The sequence below is a fragment of the Thioclava sp. genome, from assembly GCF_048263065.1.
In the GTDB taxonomy this organism is placed as follows: domain Bacteria; phylum Pseudomonadota; class Alphaproteobacteria; order Rhodobacterales; family Rhodobacteraceae; genus Thioclava.
This window is the reverse complement of the sequence record NZ_JBLXEM010000006.1, coordinates 16,887-36,459: the sequence shown is the minus strand read 5'-3', so window position 1 is coordinate 36,459 and position 19,573 is coordinate 16,887. Positions and strand designations below refer to the sequence as shown.

16 protein-coding genes and 2 pseudogenes are annotated in these 19,573 nt (G+C 57.5%); 7 read left to right on the top strand and 11 right to left on the bottom strand.

What is annotated here, in order from left to right; translation table 11 throughout:
* The first annotated feature begins 215 nt into the window (after positions 1–215).
* From ACN0SD_RS10240 to ACN0SD_RS10230, 3 genes are read left to right on the top strand one after another with little or no spacing between them, the layout of a single operon-like run.
* Complete coding sequence (locus ACN0SD_RS10240) at positions 216–767, top strand: ImuA family protein (RefSeq protein WP_417808145.1); 552 nt, start codon at positions 216–218, stop codon at positions 765–767.
* Positions 709–2,163, top strand: a complete 1,455-nt coding sequence (locus tag ACN0SD_RS10235) for a Y-family DNA polymerase (RefSeq protein ID WP_417808144.1) — start codon at positions 709–711, stop codon at positions 2,161–2,163. Before ACN0SD_RS10240 ends, ACN0SD_RS10235 begins: the two co-directional genes overlap by 59 nt.
* Positions 2,160–5,528 carry an error-prone DNA polymerase gene (locus tag ACN0SD_RS10230; protein WP_417808143.1) on the top strand — a complete coding sequence of 1,123 codons (3,369 nt, stop codon included), beginning with the start codon at positions 2,160–2,162 and terminating at the stop codon, positions 5,526–5,528. The genes ACN0SD_RS10235 and ACN0SD_RS10230 overlap by 4 nt, the downstream gene beginning before the upstream one ends.
* A gap of 162 nt (positions 5,529–5,690) precedes the next feature.
* Here the strand turns inward: ACN0SD_RS10230 and ACN0SD_RS10225 are convergent.
* The 7 genes and pseudogenes from ACN0SD_RS10225 to ACN0SD_RS10195 form a co-directional block, all read right to left on the bottom strand.
* A pseudogene (locus ACN0SD_RS10225) lies at positions 5,691–6,828 on the bottom strand (IS3 family transposase).
* Positions 6,829–7,230: 402 nt separating this feature from the next.
* Complete coding sequence (locus tag ACN0SD_RS10220) at positions 7,231–7,332, bottom strand: hypothetical protein (protein WP_417808142.1); 102 nt, start codon at positions 7,330–7,332, stop codon at positions 7,231–7,233.
* A 70-nt stretch (positions 7,333–7,402) separates the two neighbouring features.
* Positions 7,403–7,510 (bottom strand): annotated as a pseudogene (locus ACN0SD_RS10215) (IS481 family transposase); the annotation flags it as partial.
* 111 nt (positions 7,511–7,621) lie between these two features.
* Positions 7,622–8,344, bottom strand: coding sequence for an amino acid ABC transporter ATP-binding protein (locus ACN0SD_RS10210; protein WP_417808353.1), 723 nt, complete (start codon positions 8,342–8,344; stop codon positions 7,622–7,624).
* Positions 8,337–8,990, bottom strand: a complete 654-nt coding sequence (locus tag ACN0SD_RS10205; protein WP_417808141.1) for an amino acid ABC transporter permease — start codon at positions 8,988–8,990, stop codon at positions 8,337–8,339. The genes ACN0SD_RS10210 and ACN0SD_RS10205 overlap by 8 nt, the downstream gene beginning before the upstream one ends.
* A 12-nt stretch (positions 8,991–9,002) precedes the next feature.
* The gene (locus ACN0SD_RS10200) at positions 9,003–9,668 is read right to left on the bottom strand and encodes an amino acid ABC transporter permease (protein ID WP_417808140.1); all 666 of its coding nucleotides are present in this window, start codon (positions 9,666–9,668) and stop codon (positions 9,003–9,005) included.
* 74 nt (positions 9,669–9,742) lie between these two features.
* The gene (locus ACN0SD_RS10195) at positions 9,743–10,555 is read right to left on the bottom strand and encodes a transporter substrate-binding domain-containing protein (protein ID WP_417808139.1); all 813 of its coding nucleotides are present in this window, start codon (positions 10,553–10,555) and stop codon (positions 9,743–9,745) included.
* Positions 10,556–10,756: 201 nt separating this feature from the next.
* Between ACN0SD_RS10195 and ACN0SD_RS10190 the strand changes: the two genes are divergently transcribed.
* The 3 genes from ACN0SD_RS10190 to ACN0SD_RS10180 all read left to right on the top strand — a co-directional run bounded on the left by ACN0SD_RS10190 (position 10,757) and on the right by ACN0SD_RS10180 (position 13,820).
* Positions 10,757–12,271 carry an aldehyde dehydrogenase (NADP(+)) gene (locus ACN0SD_RS10190; RefSeq protein ID WP_417808138.1) on the top strand — a complete coding sequence of 505 codons (1,515 nt, stop codon included), beginning with the start codon at positions 10,757–10,759 and terminating at the stop codon, positions 12,269–12,271.
* 130 nt (positions 12,272–12,401) lie between these two features.
* Complete coding sequence (locus tag ACN0SD_RS10185; RefSeq protein ID WP_417808137.1) at positions 12,402–13,436, top strand: trans-3-hydroxy-L-proline dehydratase; 1,035 nt, start codon at positions 12,402–12,404, stop codon at positions 13,434–13,436.
* 39 nt (positions 13,437–13,475) lie between these two features.
* Entirely contained in the window at positions 13,476–13,820 is a 345-nt protein-coding gene (locus tag ACN0SD_RS10180; RefSeq protein ID WP_417808136.1) for a RidA family protein, read from the top strand.
* 60 nt (positions 13,821–13,880) lie between these two features.
* Here ACN0SD_RS10180 and ACN0SD_RS10175 read toward each other — a convergent pair whose 3' ends face one another.
* The 4 genes from ACN0SD_RS10175 to ACN0SD_RS10160 all read right to left on the bottom strand — a co-directional run bounded on the left by ACN0SD_RS10175 (position 13,881) and on the right by ACN0SD_RS10160 (position 18,773).
* Positions 13,881–15,131 (bottom strand): NAD(P)/FAD-dependent oxidoreductase, encoded by a 1,251-nt coding sequence (locus ACN0SD_RS10175; protein ID WP_417808135.1) that lies wholly within the window; start codon positions 15,129–15,131, stop codon positions 13,881–13,883.
* 82 nt (positions 15,132–15,213) lie between these two features.
* Positions 15,214–16,128: a proline racemase family protein gene (locus tag ACN0SD_RS10170; RefSeq protein WP_417808134.1), complete on the bottom strand. Its 915-nt coding sequence runs from the start codon at positions 16,126–16,128 to the stop codon at positions 15,214–15,216.
* Positions 16,119–17,078: a dihydrodipicolinate synthase family protein gene (locus ACN0SD_RS10165; RefSeq protein WP_417808133.1), complete on the bottom strand. Its 960-nt coding sequence runs from the start codon at positions 17,076–17,078 to the stop codon at positions 16,119–16,121. The genes ACN0SD_RS10170 and ACN0SD_RS10165 overlap by 10 nt, the downstream gene beginning before the upstream one ends.
* A 15-nt stretch (positions 17,079–17,093) precedes the next feature.
* Entirely contained in the window at positions 17,094–18,773 is a 1,680-nt protein-coding gene (locus tag ACN0SD_RS10160; protein ID WP_417808132.1) for an aconitase X, read from the bottom strand.
* A gap of 150 nt (positions 18,774–18,923) precedes the next feature.
* Between ACN0SD_RS10160 and ACN0SD_RS10155 the strand changes: the two genes are divergently transcribed.
* Positions 18,924–19,553 carry a helix-turn-helix domain-containing protein gene (locus tag ACN0SD_RS10155; protein ID WP_417808131.1) on the top strand — a complete coding sequence of 210 codons (630 nt, stop codon included), beginning with the start codon at positions 18,924–18,926 and terminating at the stop codon, positions 19,551–19,553.
* Positions 19,554–19,573: the final 20 nt, after the last annotated feature.

The following is a 19,573-nucleotide window of genomic DNA, read 5'->3' as shown; positions in this document are numbered from 1 at the left end:
TGATAGACCCTCGCATCCGCCACGCCCTGCCACGATACCAACCCACGATGGGGCGATATGCTAGCACAGGCTATCGGCACGCGGCGAAGGTCCGTCGAGAACTCTATTAGCCAAATGCTGCGTCGTGCTTCCCTGTCTGGCTTAGGTGGATACTTGATCGACCCTGAATTCATATTGTGTATTCTTGGTGCATCTGACCTTGCCGGAGCCTCCCAATGTCATCGTCTGATATGATCGCTTATCCTCCCAATCGCGCTCGTGTGCACGAGGCCTGCGGACCTGCCTCGGCCAGCTTTGCGCTGTGGACTGCTGCGCAAATCGGGGTTGATGTGCTTTGGGTGCGGGAGCGCTGGCGGTCCGAACAGCTCTATCCGCTGGGGTTCGAGGGGTTCGATCCGTCAAGACTGATCCTAGCGCGGACGAAGGATCAGATTGACACGCTTGCGGTGGCGGAGGAAGCGCTGCGCGATGGCGCCGTGCCGTTTATCGTTCTCGAGATGACGGCCCCGATCAGCCTCACCGCCGGGCGACGGCTGCAACTCGCGGCCAAGACGGGAGGCACGACGGGGCTGTGTCTGATTCCCGAAGGAATGGGCAGTAACGCGGTCGAGACGCGGTGGCATTGCACGCCGGTGTTCGAGGCTCGGGACTCGACTCGACAACGCTGGAGTCTTATTAAGAACAAATCAGGAACGATTGGGGTCTGGCATGTTCGATGGGACGCAGAAACGCATTGTGTCGCTGTGGTTTCCTCGGCTCGCGAGTGACCGGGTTCTAGGCCCGCATCCAACCGATGGCCCGCTTGTTCTGACGCTGTCGCAAAACAATGCCAACCGGATTTACTGCCTGAACGTGGCTGCTCAGTCACGGGGGCTTTATCGCGGGATGCCGTTTTCTGATGCGCGTGCCTTTTGCCCGGACCTGTCCAGCCGCCCGGCGGCCCCACAGGCGGATATGCAGTTTCTGACTGTGTTGCGCCGCTGGGCGACGCGCTGGTGCCCTTGGGTGGGGTTCGAGGGGCGTGACGGGCTGGTTCTGGACATCACCGGGTCGGCACACCTGTTCGGGGACGAGGAGGCGATGATTGCCACGATGCGCGCACGCCTCGCCCGTGCGGGGCTGTCGGTGCAGATTGGCAGTGGCAACACGCGCGGGGCGGCGTGGGCGCGGGCGCATTATGGCGAGGGTGCGGTGCTTGAGAAACTGCCCGTGGACGCCTTGAGGCTTGAGGCTAACACGGTGACAGCCCTGCAGCGCATGGGTTTGCGCTCCATTGGCCAGTTGGCAGACAGCCCGCGTGCGCCCTTGGCGCGCCGATTTGGGCCAACCGTGTTGTTGCGACTGGATCAGGCGCTTGGTGCACAGCCGGAACAAATCTGCCCCGAGGCAGAGCCGCCCCATTACGCCGTGCGCATGACCTTGCCCGAGCCGATTGGGTTGGCCGGTGACGTCATGGCCGGGACGGAACGGTTGCTCGAACGGCTATGCGACAAGCTGAAAGATCATCAGGCGGGGGCGCGGGTGTTGTGCCTGACTCTGCGCCGGGTGGATGGCGATGCGCAGGATGTGGAACTGCGTTTGGCGCGGCCATTGCGTGATCCGGCCCGTATCCTGCCGCTGTTTCAGCGCGGCGTTGCCGAGGTGGATGCGGGCTTTGGCATCGACCAGATGCGGCTGCAGGCGGTTCAGACCGAACCTCTACCCGCCGAGCAGGTCACGCATGGGCGCGTGCGCGATCCGGGGCGGCTTGATGACCTGATCACGCGGATCGGCACACGGATTGGGCTGGAGAACGTGCAGCGTTTCCTACCTGCCGACAGCCATATCCCCGAACGCAGTTTCACCATCGCCCCGGCGGCGTTTTCCAAACCCGAACGGGGCTGGGCCTGCCTGCGTCCGCGCCCCATCCTGCTTTTCGCGCCCGAACCCATCGCCGCCACCGGCCTGCGTCCGCCCAGATATTTCCGCTGGCGCAGGATGGCTCTGAGCACGGGCCGCGCTACGGGGCCCGAGCGGATCGCCCCGGAATGGTGGCTGATCGACGATGCTTGGCAAAGCGGCATACGTGATTATTGGCGGGTCGAGACATTGCAGGGGCGGCGGCTGTGGATGTTCTACACCCCGCAAAATCCCAGCTGGTTCGTTCAGGGGGTGTTTGCATGAGCGAGGCCCCCCGCACCGACGGGCAGCATGTCGTGCCTGCTGCGCCCCTAGGCGCGCCGGGCGGGTATGCGGAGCTGTGCGTCACGAGCAATTTCACCTTTCTGACGGGTGCATCCCACCCCGAGGAACTTGTCACCCGTGCGGCGGAACTGGGCCTTGATGCCATCGCCATCACAGATCGCAATTCCCTGGCCGGAGTGGTGCGGGCCTATCGCGCGTTGCAAATCCTCAAGGAACAGGTCGCCGACACCGTGCAAATCCGGTCTCAGCACCGCGTGGATAGCTGCTCTAGACAGGCAATCGGGACGCCAAGGGATATCCCCAACCCCGACGTTCCGCGCCTGCCCAAACTGATCATTGGCTGCCGTCTGCGGTTGAACGACAGCAAGGTCGAGTGGATCGCGCTGCCCACCGATCTTGCCGCCTATCAGCGGCTGACACGCCTTTTGACACTTGGCAAGCGGCGCGCCGAGAAAGGCGAATGCGATTTGGCTATGGCGGATATTTTGGACGGCTGCGCGGGGATAATCCTAATTGCGCTGCCCGGTGATCTGGACGCGGTCGCGCCGGATCTTCAAAGGGTCCGGCGCCGCTTTCCGGGCCATGTCTATCTGGGGGCAGCTCCGCGCTACGACGGGTCAGACCAAGTCTATCTGGCCGCCTGCGCCCGGCTTGCCTTGCGCTGTGCCGCGCCCATGGTCGCGGTGGGCGATGTGCTGATGCATCGCGCCATGCGGCGGCAACTGGCCGATGTGTTGACCTGCATGCGCGAGGGCTGCACGATCGACACCATCGGTACTCGGGCGCTTCCCAATTCCGAACGGCGTCTGAAAGGGGCGCAGGATATGCAACGGCTGTTTGGCGACCATCCCGCGGCCCTGCGCCGAACGCTGGAGATCGCGGGCCGTTGCAGTTTCGACCTTTCGGAACTCAGCTACCAATACCCCGACGAGATCGCAGAGGGCGGCGAAACCCCGATGGAACGCCTGACCCGACTTGCCAAAGAGGGGTTGGTCCGCCGCTACCCGGCGGGCGCCACAGAGAAGGCAAAGGCGTTGCTGGCCAAGGAACTGGCTGTCGTGCAGGAGCTGAACTACCCGGCCTATTTCCTGACCGTCCACGACATTGTGCAATTTGCCCGCTCCCAAGGTATCCTGTGTCAAGGGCGAGGCTCTGCGGCCAATTCGATCCTGTGCTATCTGCTGGGCATCACCGATGTTTCCCCCGACCTGATCGGCATGGTGTTCGAGCGCTTCGTGTCCCGTCACAGGGGAGAGCCGCCCGATATTGATGTCGATTTCGAACATGAGCGGCGCGAGGAGGTCATCCAGTGGATCTACGCCAAATATGGCCGCCATCGCGCGGGGCTATGCGCGACGGTGATCCATTTCCGCTCCCGCGCCGCGATCCGCGAGGTGGGCAAGGTGATGGGGCTCAGCCAAGACGTAACCGCCGGACTTTCGGGCCAGATCTGGGGCTATTCCAGCAACGGCCCCGACATGGCACGTATCCGCGAGTTGGGTCTTGATCCCGGCGACCGGCGATTGTCGCAAACCCTGCATCTGATCGGCGAGATCATCGGCTTTCCTCGTCACCTGTCCCAGCATGTGGGCGGCTTTATCATCACCAAGGGACGGCTGGACGAGTTGGCCCCGATTGAGAATGCCGCGATGAAGGATCGCACCCTGATCGAATGGGACAAGGACGACATAGACACGCTCAACATCCTAAAGGTCGATGTGCTGGCTCTGGGAATGCTGACCTGCATCCACAAGGCGTTTGATCTTTTGAAAGATCACGAAAAGCAAAATCTGACGCTGGACAGCGTGCCCCCCGAGGATCCCGAAACCTATCGGATGTTGCAGGTCGCCGATGCGGTCGGCGTGTTTCAGGTGGAAAGCCGGGCGCAGATGAATTTCCTGCCCCGGATGAAGCCGAAGGAGTTCTACGATCTGGTGATCGAGGTTGCCATCGTGCGGCCCGGCCCGATTCAGGGTGGCATGGTCCAACCCTATATCAAGCGCCGTCAGGGACTGGAGCGCTCCGAGCCCTTCGGTCCCGCATTGGAAGAGGTCACGCGCCGCACGCTTGGTGTGCCGTTGTTTCAGGAACAGGCCCTGCAAATCGCAGTGGTCGGTGCGGGCTATAGCGCTGAAGAGGCCGACCACCTGCGCCGCTCGCTGGCCAGTTTTCGTCGCATGGGCACCATTGGTGAACACCGCGACAAGTTCATTGCCGGCATGCTCGCCAATGGATATGGTCCGGACGTGGCAGAGCGCTGCTTCTCCCAGATCGAGGGCTTTGCCGATTACGGATTTCCCGAAAGCCATGCGGCGGCCTTTGCACTTCTGGTCTATGTCTCGGCCTGGCTGAAACGCCATCATCCGGCGATCTTTGCCTGCGCGTTGCTGAACTCCCAGCCGATGGGCTTTTATGCTCCGGCCCAGATTGTGCGTGACGTCCGCGAGCATCAGGTCGAACTGCGCCCCATCTGCGTCAACCACAGCGAATGGGATAACACGTTGGAACGCCGCCCCGACGGCGCGCTGGCGCTGCGGCTCGGGTTTCGCCAGATCAAAGGGTTCAAGCAAGAGGATGCCACATGGATCACTGCCGCCCGCCGCAATGGCTATCGTGACCCCGAAAGCGTCTGGCTGCGCGCCGGCGTCGCGCCCGCCGCCCTTGAGCGGCTCGCCGAGGCGGATGCTTTCGCTGGCATGGGGCTGACCCGCCGCGATGCGTTATGGCAGGTTCGCGCGATCCGTGCGCCATCGCAGTTGCCGCTGTTCAACGATCCAATCGACGGCGAGGCGATCCGGGAACCCGCTGTAACCCTGCCGCAAATGCATCTGGGCGAAGAGGTGGTCGAGGATTACGTCGCCACGCGCCTTACGCTGCGCGCCCACCCGATGGAATTGCTGCGCCCTTCGATGCCCGGCCTCACCCGTCACGATGCGCTGATCGTTGCGCCGTTGCAGCGCACCACCGTCTGCGGCCTCGTCATCACACGCCAGCGGCCCGGCACTGCCTCGGGCGTGATATTTCTGACGTTGGAGGACGAGACCGGGGTCAGCAATGTAGTAGTTTGGAAGCAGGTATTCGAGCGCTTCCGCCGCGCCGTGATGAGCGGGCGACTCCTGCGGGTGACGGGTCCGCTCCAGCGCGAGGGCATTGTCGTCCATCTGATCGCGCAGCAGATCGAAGACGTCTCGCACCGCCTGTCTGATCTGGGCCACCCGATGGAAGAGGCCATCGGCCAGACCACTGCGCAAACCGACAACGCTCCAAGGTCGCGCCCCGCCCCACGCGCCATGCATCCCCGCGATCAGGCCAAGCGATTGTTCCCGAGCCGGGATTTTCATTGAGGCCATGTGTAGCGCTGCTGGGATATGCTTGCTCCCGCGACAAGGGCTTTAGATACTGACGACTGACACCACGCCGCCTTGGAGAACTCTTCTCTTGCCCCTGACCTGAGCCCCAAGTTCCCTCCAGCTCTGGGCGGAGTCCTTAGGGTTAAATCTTTGGCGTTAGGCCGCCATCTTGTCCATTGCCTTTCTCTGCAAAAATTCCATCGGTGTCAGGTTGCCCAATGCTGAATGTGGTCTGCGCCAGTTGTAATCCTCCTGCCATTCTTCAAGCGTGTTGCGGGCATCGCGCAATGTTCCAAACAGCGTTTCGTTGAGGCATTCGTCTCGCAGTTTGCCGTTGAAGCTTTCAATGAAGGCGTTCTGCTGAGGCTTTCCAGGCGCGATGTAATGCCAATCGATGCCGGTTTTCTGAACCCATTTGAGGATCGCCATGCTGGTGAACTCAGTGCCGTTGTCCGATACAATCGTCTCTGGCATGCCCCGCTCAGCGATCACACGGTCCAGTTCTCTGGCAACCCTTTGGCCCGACAATGATGTGTCCGCGACCAGCACCAAGTTCTCGCGACTGAAGTCATCGACAACTGCCAGAATGCGAAACCGACGTCCATCTGTCAGCGCGTCAGACACGAAATCTAAGCTCCAACGTTGGTTTGGGCCATCGGGCAGGACCATCGGCTTTCTCGTGCCCAACGCACGCTTCCTGCCACCTCTGCGCCGCACCTGAAGCTTCTCTTCGGTATAAATGCGCCTCACCTTTTTGTGGTTCACCGCAAAACCTTCCCGGGCAATCATCACATGGACACGACGACAACCAAACCGTCGCCGTTCTCTGGATACCCGTTTGATCGCATCGCGTAGCTCAGTGTCATCGCCACGGCGCGTCAGGTATCGCACCGATGACCGATCAACTTGCAGCACATCGCACGCCCGTCGCTGGCTGACCTGATGGACCTCCATCAAATGCGCCACCGCTTTCCGCTTCCCAACGGGCGTCACCATTTTTTTGAATTGATGTCTCGGAGCATGGCGTTGTCGAGCATCTGTTCGGCCAACAGCTTCTTCAGCTTGCCGTTCTCGTCCTCCAAAACCCGCAATCGCTTTGCGTCAGAAGGCTCCATCCCGCCATACTTCGATTTGTATTTGTAGAACGTCGCCGAGCTGATCCCCATCTCGGCAGATTGCTTTGCAATCGCCTGCCTGGCAGTGCATGCCGCCGACATACATCGGCGGTCTTCTCGCCAGCTTCCTGTTCTTTGATCATCGCAATGATCTGCTCGTCTGTGAATCGTGCCTTCATTTATCCGTCCTTTTGTTGGGCGGACTCTACACAAATTTGGAGGAGGTTTAGGGGCTCAGGTCACAGCGACAATCGCCCCGCTTGTCAGGGCGTAATAGGTTTGGTGGTCAAATTTGTAGCGCCAGTGTAGCACCGCCTATTTTGCCAAAGGCAACAAGAGACGTGGCATTGCTCGCAAGAATTTTACAGGGAATTTTATTGGTTGTGGGGGCTCGACTTAGACACTATTTCACCGGATTAAGCGAAGTTCGGATTGAGCGGTGATGTTTCGGATTTTCTCAGACTAAGGAAAAACCGGCCCTTAGCGGACACTGGCCGTGTTGCGCTGCGCCGCAGCTTGCAACAGCCAGCGAGCGTCGGGTGAAGGCGCTAGCCCTACGTCCTGTTGACGAACCCGATCCCCTAAAGGGATCGCTGCGATTCAGGATAATAGGTCCAGGCAATAAACCGGCTCGTCTTCTGCCCTTGTGACATTTTGACGGCCTTGAACTCGGCAACCCTCACATTCTTCAGCAGTCAGGAGAGTGGCTGCAGGTTGTCTTTCTTAGGCACCAGGAAGGAAAACCATAGGCATTGATCGGCCAATCCCAAAATAACGGCAGGCTTTCGCAACGTGACCGATCTCTTCTGCGTATCTCAGTATCCGTAGTTTTCGCTGAATTTCGCGTTGATCCTTGGTCATGAACATCTCCTTCTTCCCAATCCTGGAAGGTTAAAGGAAATGTCCCGCGAGTAACGGCATATCTACACATCATCAGAGCCAGTGGCATCGACATACATGCGGTTTTACCTTTCAACGCACGCTGGCCAAAAAGTTTTGCGTTTCAGGGTGCTGCGGATCCCCGAAAAGCTGTTCAGGTTTCCCGATCTCTACCATGATCCCTTGGTGAAAAAACGCCACACGGTCGGACACGTCCCGTGCAAAGCTCATCTCATGGGTGACAAGAATCATTGTCATCCCCTCTTCAGCGAGCATCTTGAGCGTTTCAAGAACTTCGCCAACCAATTGTGGATCAAGCGCAGAGGTTACCTCGTCAAAGAGCATGTAATCGGGCGACATCGCCAAAGCACGGGCAATGGCCATTCGCTGTTGCTGCCCCCCCGACAAACGTGTCGGATAGGCGGTCAACTTATCACCCAGCCCCACATGATTAAGATGCTTTTCGGCGATGGCCTCGGCCTCGGCCTTGCCCATCCCTAATACTTTGCGCGGTGCCAGAGTGACGTTTTCCAAAACGGTGAGATGCGGAAAGGCATTGAACTGCTGAAACACGATCCCGATTTTTTGGCGCAACTTGTTCAGGTCGGTGGATTTGGCATGAACTTCGGTGCCATCCACCAGAATCTTGCCTGTATCAATCGGCTCTAACCCATTGATACAGGTCAGAAGTGTGGATTTCCCCGAACCGGAGCCGCCGATCACGGTGACCACTTCGCCTTTACTGACATTTAAATCAATGCCCTTGAGAACCTCGAGTCGGCCAAAGGATTTACGGACATTTTGGATCTCAATCATTGGACCACCTTTTTTCGAGATATCCGCCAAACCGCGCAAGCGGGAAGCTGATGATAAAGTAGAACGCGCCACAGATCAGCAACAGGAACAAAGGCTCCTGTAGACGCGTGATGAGAATCTGCGTGGATTTCAATAGCTCAGTCACTTGAACCACATAGACGAGCGCAGAGTCCTTCATAACGCCAAGCGCCAGACCAATCCATGAGGGCAAAGCCACCCGCGTTGCCAGAGGCATCACGATATGACGCATGTCTTGACCCCATGTCATCCCGAGCGAGCGCGCTGCACGGCGTGTGACCGTCGGCACCGCATCAATGCCGCCGCGCACGATCTCGGAGCAATAGGCAGAGGTGTAGAGCGACAACACCATACAGGCGACGAAAAAGCCGGAGAGTTGAAGCTGGAGCACCATCCCGACGAAGGCATTGGCCAACACTAACTGGATCAGTAAAGGCACCGAGCGGAAGATGTCTAAGAAGAAGGTCAATGGCGCCGAGAACACAGCGCCCAATTGAACACGGATCACCCCGAAGAGGATGCCAAGGATCGTGCCAATCATGACGGAGATTGCCGTCACCACAATCGTAATGCCTGCACCTTTGGCGAGAAAGACCAGATCATTCACAGAGAGAGCGGTATCAAACATTCTGATTGTCCCTCAATACCTGAACAGGCGCGTTGCGATCAGGCGCGCGCTCAGAGTGATGATTTTGGTGATGATGTAGAAAATCACACCGGCGATGGCGAAAAGCTCAAAAGTCCGGAAGGTCAGCGCGTTCAAGTCTTGTGTGACACCATAAAGGTCCGAATTCATGCCCACGGTAACGCCCAAGGAGGTCATAAGAATGGCCCATACCATCTGGTTCGTCATCGGCAGGAAAGAAATCCGCAACATTTGCGGCATGACGATATAGCGGAACGATTGCGCTGGAGACATTCCCAGAGATTGCCCTGCACGGGCCTGTGTCTCCGGGATAGCTTTCAGAGCGCCACGGAAATTCTCGGCCAGATAGCCTGCGTTGTTGAAGGTGATGCCAATCAATAGCGACGTGAAAGGAGAGAAGTGAATACCGAAACTCGCAACCCCAAAATGTGCCATATAGATTTGGAACAGGGCGGGGGTGTTTCGGGCGATCTCAATCCAAGCAGTTGCGATGGCGTTGAGCGGTCGGGAGTTGGTTTGGCGAAACATCGTCAGGATGATGGCGAATAGAATGCCCAGGAGCATCGATATAATCGCGATCTCCATCGTGATCACCGCGCCATCCAGCATTTTGGGAAGTCGGGCCAAGGCCTGATTCCATTGGAAGGTATAATCAAACATTTCTGTTGTATGCCCTGCTGAAGAGAAGAAAAGCGGCGCGAAAAAACCGCGCCGCTCTAGAGATCAACTCGGGTTCAGCGATAGGCTCCCGGCACGACGAGGGACGGAAGATCGCCACCGACCCATTTTTCGTAAAGCTCGGCATAACGACCGGTGCGGATCTGTTGGTTCACGAAAAGGTCCAGATAATTGATGAACCCATATTCATCCCGCTTGGCGAACAGGCCGACGTAGTCGATGTCAAACGGTGCGCTGCCGACAACAGAAATCCCGTCGAAATTTCCCGATTTCACGTTGGCCATTGCCACAGTGGAGGTGGACACGGTGGCATCAAGCTGGCCTTGGCTCAACGCAAGGAACACATCCGCCTGTGTTTGATAGGGACGGAACGTAGAGCCATCACCCCATTCGTTCACATATTTCTCCAAAGCGATGGCCTCATAAGTCCCGGCCACGGCGCCAACAGTGTGCCCCTTCATCGCCTCAAAGGAATCGATGTCTGTTCCGGTATTCGCAGTCACCACCATTTCAAACGCGAAATACGGGATAGAGAAACCAACGGTCTTGGCACGTTCCAACGTGTCAGACGTAGAGGCAACACCCACATCCACCCGACCCGACATCAGTGCCGGAATGCGTTCGGGAAAGGGGGTTTCCACAATCTCGGCCTCAACGCCAAGCGCTGCGGCAAGATCATTACAATAATCCACGTCAAACCCGATGGGTTTGTTGTTTTCATCGCGCATCCCCATCGGCGGGAAATCGAGAACGACTGCACAGCGCAGTTTGCCCGACGATATCACGTCGTCCAGTTTGTCCGCTTGCGCTGCGGTGCCAGCAAATCCTGCGGCAGCAACGAGAAGGGTCGCCAAAGTATATTTTTTCATGGTTAGTTATCCTCAACTGTTGGGTCTTTTTGGGTATTCTTTTGATTCCCTGTGCTCACCATAAGGTTACTTTGCTCTTTTTGGCAATAATTTTCCTATAAGAAAAATGCTGGTTTTCGAGGAAAAATTTTGGTAGGCGGTAGCGTGACCAAAAATGATGGCGCTTGCTGCGCCCTGTTCGTGATTTCAAAGAGGTACAGCATGACTTTCACCCCACATGGCAAGCATTTGATCGCTGGAACATGGATTTCGACGGAAGACACATTTGTCTCTGCGCCCGTACGGGGTACGTCGCATAAATTTTCCGTCGGCACGCCAGATCTGGTTGCGCAGGCCTGCGCCGCTGCAGAAGAGGCATTTTGGGAGTTTGGCTACTCTAGTCGCGAAACCCGCTCTACGTTCCTCAACACCATTGCCGACGAGATTGAAGCGCGCGGCGAGGCGATCACGGAAATCGGCACACAGGAAACGGGCCTGCCTACCGGACGACTTCAGGGCGAACGCGGGCGCACCACCGGCCAGCTACGCCTGTTTGCAGACCACATTCTAAAAGGTGACTATCTCGATCGTCGCCACGACATAGCCTTGCCAGACCGCACGCCGTTACCCCGATCAGATTTGCGGATGATGCAGCGCCCTATTGGGCCGGTTGCTGTCTTTGGCGCGTCAAACTTTCCGCTGGCATTCTCGACTGCGGGTGGCGACACTGTGGCGGCATTTGCAGCGGGCTGTCCGGTTGTGGTCAAAGGCCATGACGCCCATCCTGGCACAGGCGAAATCATCGCAGAGGCCATCCATGCCGCTGTCGAAAAATGCAATATGCCAAAAGGCGTGTTTTCCCTCGTCCAAGGCGGCGACCTTTCTGTCGGTCAAGCTTTGGTTCAGCATCCCTTTATCAAAGCTGTGGGCTTTACGGGTTCATTGGCGGGTGGGCGCGCCCTGTTTGATCTGTGTATGAAACGCCCTGAACCGATCCCGTTTTTCGGTGAGCTTGGTTCGGTCAATCCGATGTTCATGCTGCCCGAAGCGATTGCCGCACGCGGCGAAGACCTCGGCAAAGGTTGGGCAGGATCGCTCGCCATGGGGGCCGGACAGTTCTGTACCAACCCAGGGATCGCGGTTGTGATCGATGGGTCCGAGGCCGATGCCTTTGTCGAATCGGCCCGTGCGACGCTTTCTGAACTGGGCGCTCAGGTCATGCTCACCGACGGTATCGCCAAGGCTTACACCTCCGGCGCGGCCAAGATCGGTGCGCAACAGGGCGTGCAGGATTTGCTCACATCCATGTGTGACCAGCGGGAGGCCAAACCATTCCTGTTCAAAGTGTCCGCCTCTGACTGGCTAGGCAATCATGCGCTCTCAGATGAGGTGTTCGGACCTCTGGGCCTTGTGGTAGTCGCGAAGGATGCCGATGAAATGCACAAAATTGCCCGGAGCTTTGACGGGCAATTGACGGCAACCCTGCATATGGATGAGGACGATACTGCTCTGGCCCGCCGCCTCTTGCCCGTGCTCGAACGCAAGGCTGGCCGCATCTTGGCTAATGGGTTCCCCACTGGCGTTGAAGTCTGTGACAGCATGGTCCACGGCGGCCCCTATCCGGCCTCAACCAACTTTGGAGCCACCTCGGTTGGCACCTTGTCCATTCGCCGCTTCCTGCGACCGGTGTGCTATCAAGATATCCCCGAAGCAGTTCTGCCGGTTGATCTTGTGTGACGCACAATATCACGCCGCACTGGTCGCCATCTGCATCCAACGTAATCGACCATGACCGAACGACAAATGGCGGTTGGACGAAGATGGGATGCGTGGCACCTTTGAAACAAGACATACGAGGGCAAAACAAATGCGCAGCAAGAAAGTCGTTCATGTGGTGTCTTGTCATGCTGAGGGCGAGGTGGGGGATGTCATTATTGGCGGTGTAGCACCGCCTCCCGGCGATACAATTTGGGACCAGCGAAAATGGATCGCAGAAGATGAGACCCTGCGCAATTTTGTTCTAAACGAACCTCGCGGCGGGGTATTTCGCCACGTCAATCTCTTGGTCCCGCCCAAGCATCCAGAGGCACAAGCCGCGTGGATTATCATGGAGCCAGAAGACACGCCTCCCATGTCAGGGTCCAACTCAATTTGCGTTGCGACGGTTTTGCTCGACAGTGGGATCATTCCTATGGAGGAACCCGTCACGGAGATGGTGCTGGAGGCCCCCGGCGGTTTGGTCCGTGTGCGTGCCGATTGCGCCAATGGCAAGGCGGAGCGGATTTATGTAGAGAACCTCCTTTCTTTTGCCAGCCGTCTGGACGTGCCGCTCACTGTGCCCGGTCTGGGGGAGATCACGGTAGACACAGCTTTTGGAGGTGATAGTTTCGTTGTCGTCGATCCACAGGCCCTAGGCGTGGAACTGATACAAGGCAATGCCCGCGAAATTGCTGAACTGGGCATCCGCATCACCAATGCGGCGAATGCGCAATACCGTTTCGAACATCCTGAAAAGCCGGACTGGGCGCATCATTCCTTCTGTCTGTTTGCCGGACCGATCACCCGCGAGGGCCACAGCCTGCGCGCGCAATCCGTTGTTGCCATCCAGCCGGGGAAACTCGACCGATCTCCGACCGGCACGGCGGTTTCGGCCCGCATGGCTATTTTGCATGCACGCGGCGAAATGGGGCCGGAGGACCGCTTTACAGGCGTGTCCATCATCGGGTCGGAGTTTCATGGTCGTATTTTGGGGACCGTGCCGCTTGGTGGCTTTGAGGCGATCCGGCCGGAGATCAACGGGCGGGCTTGGATCACGGGCACACATCAACACATGCTGGACCCATCTGATCCGTGGCCGGGAGGCTATCGCCTGTCAGACACTTGGCCTCGGATCACAGGATAACTCCGCGCGAGAGCGCAACAGTGAAAAGGCATCTACAATATGACAGTCAAACGTATCGAACCCGGCGCAAGAATGAGCCAAGCGGTGGTGCATAACGGAACCATCTATCTCGCCGGTCAGGTCGGACATGGTGCCGATGTGACGGAGCAATCAAAGGATGCTTTGGCGTCGGTCGAGCGTCTTTTGGCCGAGGCCGGTTCAGACAAATCGAAGATCCTATCGACAACGATCTGGCTGGCCACAATGGATGATTTCGCCGCAATGAATGCTGTGTGGGATGCTTGGGTCGATCCGAAAGCCCCGCCCGCGCGGGCCTGTGGCGAGGCGCGTTTGGCAACGCCGGACTATCTTGTGGAGTTCATGGTTATAGCCGCCGTCGATTGATCGCAAACTGCACCCTGGAAAACAGACGCCCGCCAGAGGTCAACCTTGGGGGCGTATCTTTCAAAACCGTGCCGCGTCGAAGGGGGACAGAGAAATCTCCGGATCACGTCCTGCGGCCAGTGCGCATACAAGTTCCGCCGTTCCCGCAGATTGCGTCAACCCGAGGTGCCCGTGCCCGAATGCATAAATCACCTGTTTTGTTATAGATGACTGGCTGATCACGGGCAGGCTGTCGGGCATAGAGGGACGGAAACCCATCCATTCGATGCCGCCTTTCGGGTCAAAACCATCAAGAAATCTCTTGGCCTTTTCCACAAGTATTTTGGCACGTTTGTAATTCGGCGGGAGTTTCAATCCGCCAAGCTCGACCGCCCCGCCAACGCGTAGCCCATCTCCGATCTTAGAGATGACAAAGCCGTGGTCGGAAAAGGTGAGATGGGTTTTGAGATCAAAGTTCACGGTTGGGAATGTGGTATTGTACCCCCGCTCGGTCTCAAGCGGGATACGTTCGCCCAATGTCCGCGCCAGATGGTGTGACCATGCGCCAGCTGCGACGACAACCTGCGCGGCCCTAATATCACCGGCGGCGGTTTTAATCTCCACCCCGCTTTCAATGGGGGACAACGCATGTATATCGGCTATTTCGATTGTCCCGCCGCGTTTGACAAAGCGTTCCGCGAGATATTCAGTCCAAAGCGCCGGATCGACGGCGTTCATCCAGGTCGGCGTATAGCCAGCATGGGTAAAACGCCGGTGCAGACCGGGTTGAATTTCCGCGATTTCTTTCGGGCTCTTCAAAAGGTCAAAAGCAATCCCGTGATGGCGACGTAATTCCCAGGAGGGCAAACTGGCCTGAAACTGGGCGGCCCCTTCGTAAACTTGCAGTTGCCCTTCACGTCGTATGAAAGATTCGCCTTGCGTCGCGGTAATTAACCGCTCCAAAGCTGCCTGCGACAGACGCATGAGATCGGACTGAGCTTTAATCGCAGCGGCATAGCGGGATTTGGAAGTCGCCCGCCAGAAATGATACATCCACGGCGCGATTTTCAGGGCATAGGCCGGGCGCAGGGACAGCGGCCCCAAGGGGTCGAGCAACCATTTTGGCGCCTTGCGCATGATGCCCGGCGTCGCAAGCGGCTCGATATCCGTATAGGCAAAAGCTCCTTGATTGCCGCGCGAAGCTTCTGCGGCAACGCTTTTGCGCTCCAAAATACGCACCTTTCGCCCCTCGTTCTGCAAGGCCAGAGCGGTTGAAACGCCAATGATTCCGGCGCCGATAATGACGATTTCGGAAGATCCGGAATGGGACATTTTTGTGCCTCACAGAGCATGGAAATGAAATCCGGCCGGCGCTAGGTGGTCGCGCGCCGAACAGAGGTCGGGATGACAGAGTTTACCCTTTAATCCCGTGTCGGAATGGGTCGGTCGGGTCAAAAATCAAATTGCTTTCGGCCATGATCCAAGCCTGTCCCGTGATGGAAGGGATCACCCCGCCATTTGCACCCGCGCGATAAGACAGGCGATAGGAGCTACCAATGATGCTTTCTTGCAGAATCTCTTCGCCTTCCGAGAGCCGTCCATCTGCCGCTAGACAGGCCAGCCGCGCCGAACAGCCCGTGCCACAAGGTGAGCGATCATAGGCACCGTCAGGACAAAAGACGAAATTGCGGCTATGCCCGCCATCAGTCAGGGCCGGGCCACAAAAGATCACATGGTCAATATTTTCACCCGCACTCTGCAACGCCTCGCGCAGATCAAGTGCCGCTTGTGTCAGCTTAGGGATTTGCGCGGGCGTGACCGGAACCGGCGATGGGTCCAAAATGTAAAACCAGTTGCCGCCATAGGCGATATCGCCAGTCACAGTGCCCAACCCGTCCACCTGAATTGACACGCCGCTTTTGATGCGGCGGCTTTCGATATTGGTTACCGTCACCGTATTGGCACTATGCACCTCGACAATGACCACGCCCACGGGGGTTTCGATTTTATGCTTCCCCGGCCCAATCCGACCCAAATGCATAAGTGTTACGGCCAATCCGATTGTCCCGTGACCACACATGCCAAGTACAGCTTCGGAATCAAAATAGATTACGCCTGCCACACATTCGGGATCTACAGGCTCGACCAAAAGCGCACAGACCATCGCGGTTTGTCCGCGCGGTTCCAAAATGACGGATTGGTAGAATTCTTTGTGCTCTGCCGCGAGGCGGGCCGCGCGGTCGGCCAGCGGCCCGGACCCAAGGTCCGGACCACCTTCTAGAATTACCCGCGTGGGTTCTCCGCCAGTGTGACTGTCAATCACATGCATTCAGCGATCACTCCGCCTTGTTTCGCCCAGTTTTCAAACCAGCGGTTGAATTGGTGGAACTGAGCCTCACAGAAATGCGCTTGTGACGGAGAAAGCGCGTCGGTCTCATAGATGTTCAAACGGTATTCCTCATGACCTTTGAGCACCATGAGGTGTTTGAAATACAGCACCAGGTCAACGCCTTCATCAAATTTTGCCAAGACAGAGAAGGCCTCGGTCAATTCGCGCGCGCGCTGATCAGCTTCGGGATCTCCCTCGGCGGCTTTTTTCGACAGCGCTGTCAGCAAAAGCGTTTCTTTCGGGTAGATCGTGCCGATGCCGGTGATAGTGCCAACCGCACCGCATTTGACGATACCGTGATAGACCTCTGTATCCACGCCAACCATCAACAGAACGTCGTCATCTTTCGATGTGATATGTTCGGCGGCATAGCTCAGATCGGACTTGCCCCCGAATTCTTTGAACCCGATGAGGTTTTTGTGCTCTGCACGCAGCGTAAAGAACAGGTCGGCTTTGGTTGCGTAGCCGTAATAGGGGCTGTTGTAGATGATCGCAGGAACACCCGGGGCCGCGTCCAGAATGGCCTTGAAATGGTTCTGCTGAGCCGCGACAGACAGGCCGCGAGACAACACCCGCGGGATCACCATGAGGCCTGCTGCGCCGACTTTCTGGGCGTGGGCGGCATGTGCAACGGCAGATTTAGAATTCACCGCACCTGTGCCGACAACCACGGGCACGCCAGCTTCGGTCAGGCGCTCGACGCCTTCCATCCGCTGTTCGTCAGTCATGAGCGGCCAGTCGCCACAGGAACCGCAATAGACAACGCCGGACATGCCCGCGCTCATCATCTCCGTGCCTTTGCGCACGAGCGCATCAAAATCGGGCTGTCGGTCCTCTGTACAGGGAGTCAAAAGGGCGGGGATCGTGCCCCAAAACACATCTTTATTCATATCATGTCTCCGTGGTTATTCAGGTGTGATCCAATGCGGGGGCTGTGCAGGAGCTACTCCTGTACAAGCCGTTTGGGCGCATTGTGACAAGGAACCGAAGCGCACGGCGCGTTTTGACAGGCCGGGGGCGTAATGGGCGTATTTGCCAGAATTGGTCATAAGCGTGCGGGCCGACGGTGGGAAAACCGGCTCGGATATGGAGCACCAACACAGGTCCGGCACGATTTTGACGCCCGCCGCCTCTAACCGTGATTTGACGCCGCTTGCCGTGATTTGGGCAAGGCTCTGCCTCCCTAAAGTGATGATTGTTGTGACCTCGGGGCTGACCCGCCGCTCCGTCATAAGATGGGCAAAGGCATTGCATTCAACGGTGGAGAAATGCGGGCTTCCAAGGGCAACCAGTTCGACTTTTTCGGCACCTTGATTAAAACCGTCCCAAAGCTGGGCAAAGTCCTTCGGCTGGATATCCATTTGATCTGCATGAGCCAGTGGAGGGAGATCGGCCTCTGGCGTAATCCCCGCAATATGCAGCATAGGTGCCGCCGAGGTGGTCCCATAAGCGGCACAAAGCGCCTTGAGATCATCCTCGCTGGGGCTGGTGGTTTCCAGTCCACGGATTAAAGGAATGCGATCCGGCGCGGCTTGACCTACGAGCCAGCCAAGCATGGGCCAGAACGCGTCATCGATGCCCTCGGGCACAGTGACATCCAAAATCCGTTCCGGAGCACGATTTCCATCCAGATATACGCCGGACAAGGCCGCGCGTCCGGTCAGGGCAATGCTGAGATCCATGAAATCTGCATGTTTGACGGTGCGCGCACCAAGCACGCTATTGGCATAGACCACGGCATTGCTTTCGGCCCATGCAATATCCTCGCCCTTTTTTGGCTTATCAGCCAAAAGATAGGGCGCACAGGTGAAGCTCGGCTTTGCGCCCATTTCGACATAGGCATCAGCCAGTTGACTTGCGGGTCGGCCAAAGTCTTCGGCCACCCCTTGTGCGCGCCAGTTTGCGTGATCGACAGAAATAGCATTCATGGTGGTCGGGACACGTACGCGCCCGCCCTTATCCGCCATTGCGCGGGCAAAGGTGAGAAAGGCCGGGCTTGCATAGATACAACCGTCGATATGCACGCGGCTGACATCGATGAGTTGTGTGGCGCCTTGCGCGATGGCCATGGTGGTGATGATCTCCATTGCCACTTGCGCCGCTTCGCCAAACTCTCCCGCAAGGAACTGACGATCCTGATCTGTCAAATCAAGCGCATCCGCCTTGGGCGTCAACGGCCAGCGCAAATCCCCTGCAATCAAATGCGTTTTGACGATCTCTGCCCGCGATTCACGGGCCAGCGCGTCATATTCCTGCGCAGAGAGGCGCAGAACGGCGATCGGGCGGTCGAACAACTTGGTCGCCACCAAGGCTCCGAGCGTCAGAATATCTTCATTCTCGCGAAAAATAAGCGCTTTCGGCGCGTGTTCCGCAAATGCCAGCCCAAGCAGGACACCGCTTCCCGTACACGAACCGCGGCTTGTAGGCATCATGACGATATGTCCCGCCAGAGACTGCCCGTGCTGAGGGTGATGCGCGTCTATGATTTGCCCCGTGACGGGATCGACGCCGCCCCAGACACTCAGCCCTTCTTCGCACAAGAGTATCGGTCCCGAAACTTCGGCAGAGACGATCACCTCAGACATGCTGTCCTCCAGTTGGCTTAGCCCGTGCCCCGCGTTCGGTGCCGTATCCCCGACATTTGTATTCCGCAAATGGGCTTTGGATTGCTATTGTTGTAATTGATGCAATCATATGCTTAAACAATCACGACTGGTAAGAAAAGAAAAATTATGATGAAAATGGAAAAAGTCGCGAACCTATCCGTTGAAACGGACTGGGAGACCGAACGCCATCATTTGCGGGCCGAGCTCGGCAGCCGAATGAAGGCGGTTCGTCAAGCTGCTGATCTGACATTAGAGGGCGCGGCCCAGAAATCCGGCGTGGCCCTATCGACGATCCACAAAATCGAAAATGGGCGGGTGTCACCCAGCTATGAGAATCTGGTGCGAATTGCACGGGCCTATAATATCGGAATGGAGCGGCTTTTCTCCGAAGATCATGACACGAATCAAACCACGCGCATGACTGTGACGAAGGCCGGTGAGGGCCGCGTGGTGCGGGCCAAGCACTTTGAATATGAGGTGCTGTGTAATGCGCTGGCTGAAAAGAAGATCATCCCGCTGGTCACCACAGTTGAGCAACGGGACGAGTTGCGTGTGGAAGATCTCGAATCCCATACCGGAGAAGAAACTCTTTATGTGCTCTCGGGTCGGGTTGAGCTTGTGGTCGAACACTACAAACCCGTGATTTTGGAACAGGGCGATTGCGCCTATTTCGATAGCACTCTGAAACATGGCTTGCGGGCGCTTGATGATACGGAAACCAGAGTATTCTGGGCCTGTACCTACACCGATTTTGCATAGTGAACCTAGCCGGATAGGCC

What these genes read in the sequence shown, in the direction of transcription:
- ACN0SD_RS10240 (WP_417808145.1), top strand. Translation starts at nt 216, where the DNA reads ATGTCATCGTCTGATATGATCGCTTATCCTCCCAATCGCGCTCGTGTG.
- ACN0SD_RS10235 (WP_417808144.1), top strand. Translation starts at nt 709, where the DNA reads ATGTTCGATGGGACGCAGAAACGCATTGTGTCGCTGTGGTTTCCTCGG.
- ACN0SD_RS10230 (WP_417808143.1), top strand. Translation starts at nt 2,160, where the DNA reads ATGAGCGAGGCCCCCCGCACCGACGGGCAGCATGTCGTGCCTGCTGCG.
- ACN0SD_RS10210 (WP_417808353.1), bottom strand. Translation starts at nt 8,344, where the DNA reads ATGATTGAGATCCAAAATGTCCGTAAATCCTTTGGCCGACTCGAGGTT.
- ACN0SD_RS10205 (WP_417808141.1), bottom strand. Translation starts at nt 8,990, where the DNA reads ATGTTTGATACCGCTCTCTCTGTGAATGATCTGGTCTTTCTCGCCAAA.
- ACN0SD_RS10200 (WP_417808140.1), bottom strand. Translation starts at nt 9,668, where the DNA reads ATGTTTGATTATACCTTCCAATGGAATCAGGCCTTGGCCCGACTTCCC.
- ACN0SD_RS10195 (WP_417808139.1), bottom strand. Translation starts at nt 10,555, where the DNA reads ATGAAAAAATATACTTTGGCGACCCTTCTCGTTGCTGCCGCAGGATTT.
- ACN0SD_RS10190 (WP_417808138.1), top strand. Translation starts at nt 10,757, where the DNA reads ATGACTTTCACCCCACATGGCAAGCATTTGATCGCTGGAACATGGATT.
- ACN0SD_RS10185 (WP_417808137.1), top strand. Translation starts at nt 12,402, where the DNA reads ATGCGCAGCAAGAAAGTCGTTCATGTGGTGTCTTGTCATGCTGAGGGC.
- ACN0SD_RS10180 (WP_417808136.1), top strand. Translation starts at nt 13,476, where the DNA reads ATGACAGTCAAACGTATCGAACCCGGCGCAAGAATGAGCCAAGCGGTG.
- ACN0SD_RS10175 (WP_417808135.1), bottom strand. Translation starts at nt 15,131, where the DNA reads ATGTCCCATTCCGGATCTTCCGAAATCGTCATTATCGGCGCCGGAATC.
- ACN0SD_RS10170 (WP_417808134.1), bottom strand. Translation starts at nt 16,128, where the DNA reads ATGCATGTGATTGACAGTCACACTGGCGGAGAACCCACGCGGGTAATT.
- ACN0SD_RS10165 (WP_417808133.1), bottom strand. Translation starts at nt 17,078, where the DNA reads ATGAATAAAGATGTGTTTTGGGGCACGATCCCCGCCCTTTTGACTCCC.
- ACN0SD_RS10160 (WP_417808132.1), bottom strand. Translation starts at nt 18,773, where the DNA reads ATGTCTGAGGTGATCGTCTCTGCCGAAGTTTCGGGACCGATACTCTTG.
- ACN0SD_RS10155 (WP_417808131.1), top strand. Translation starts at nt 18,924, where the DNA reads ATGAAAATGGAAAAAGTCGCGAACCTATCCGTTGAAACGGACTGGGAG.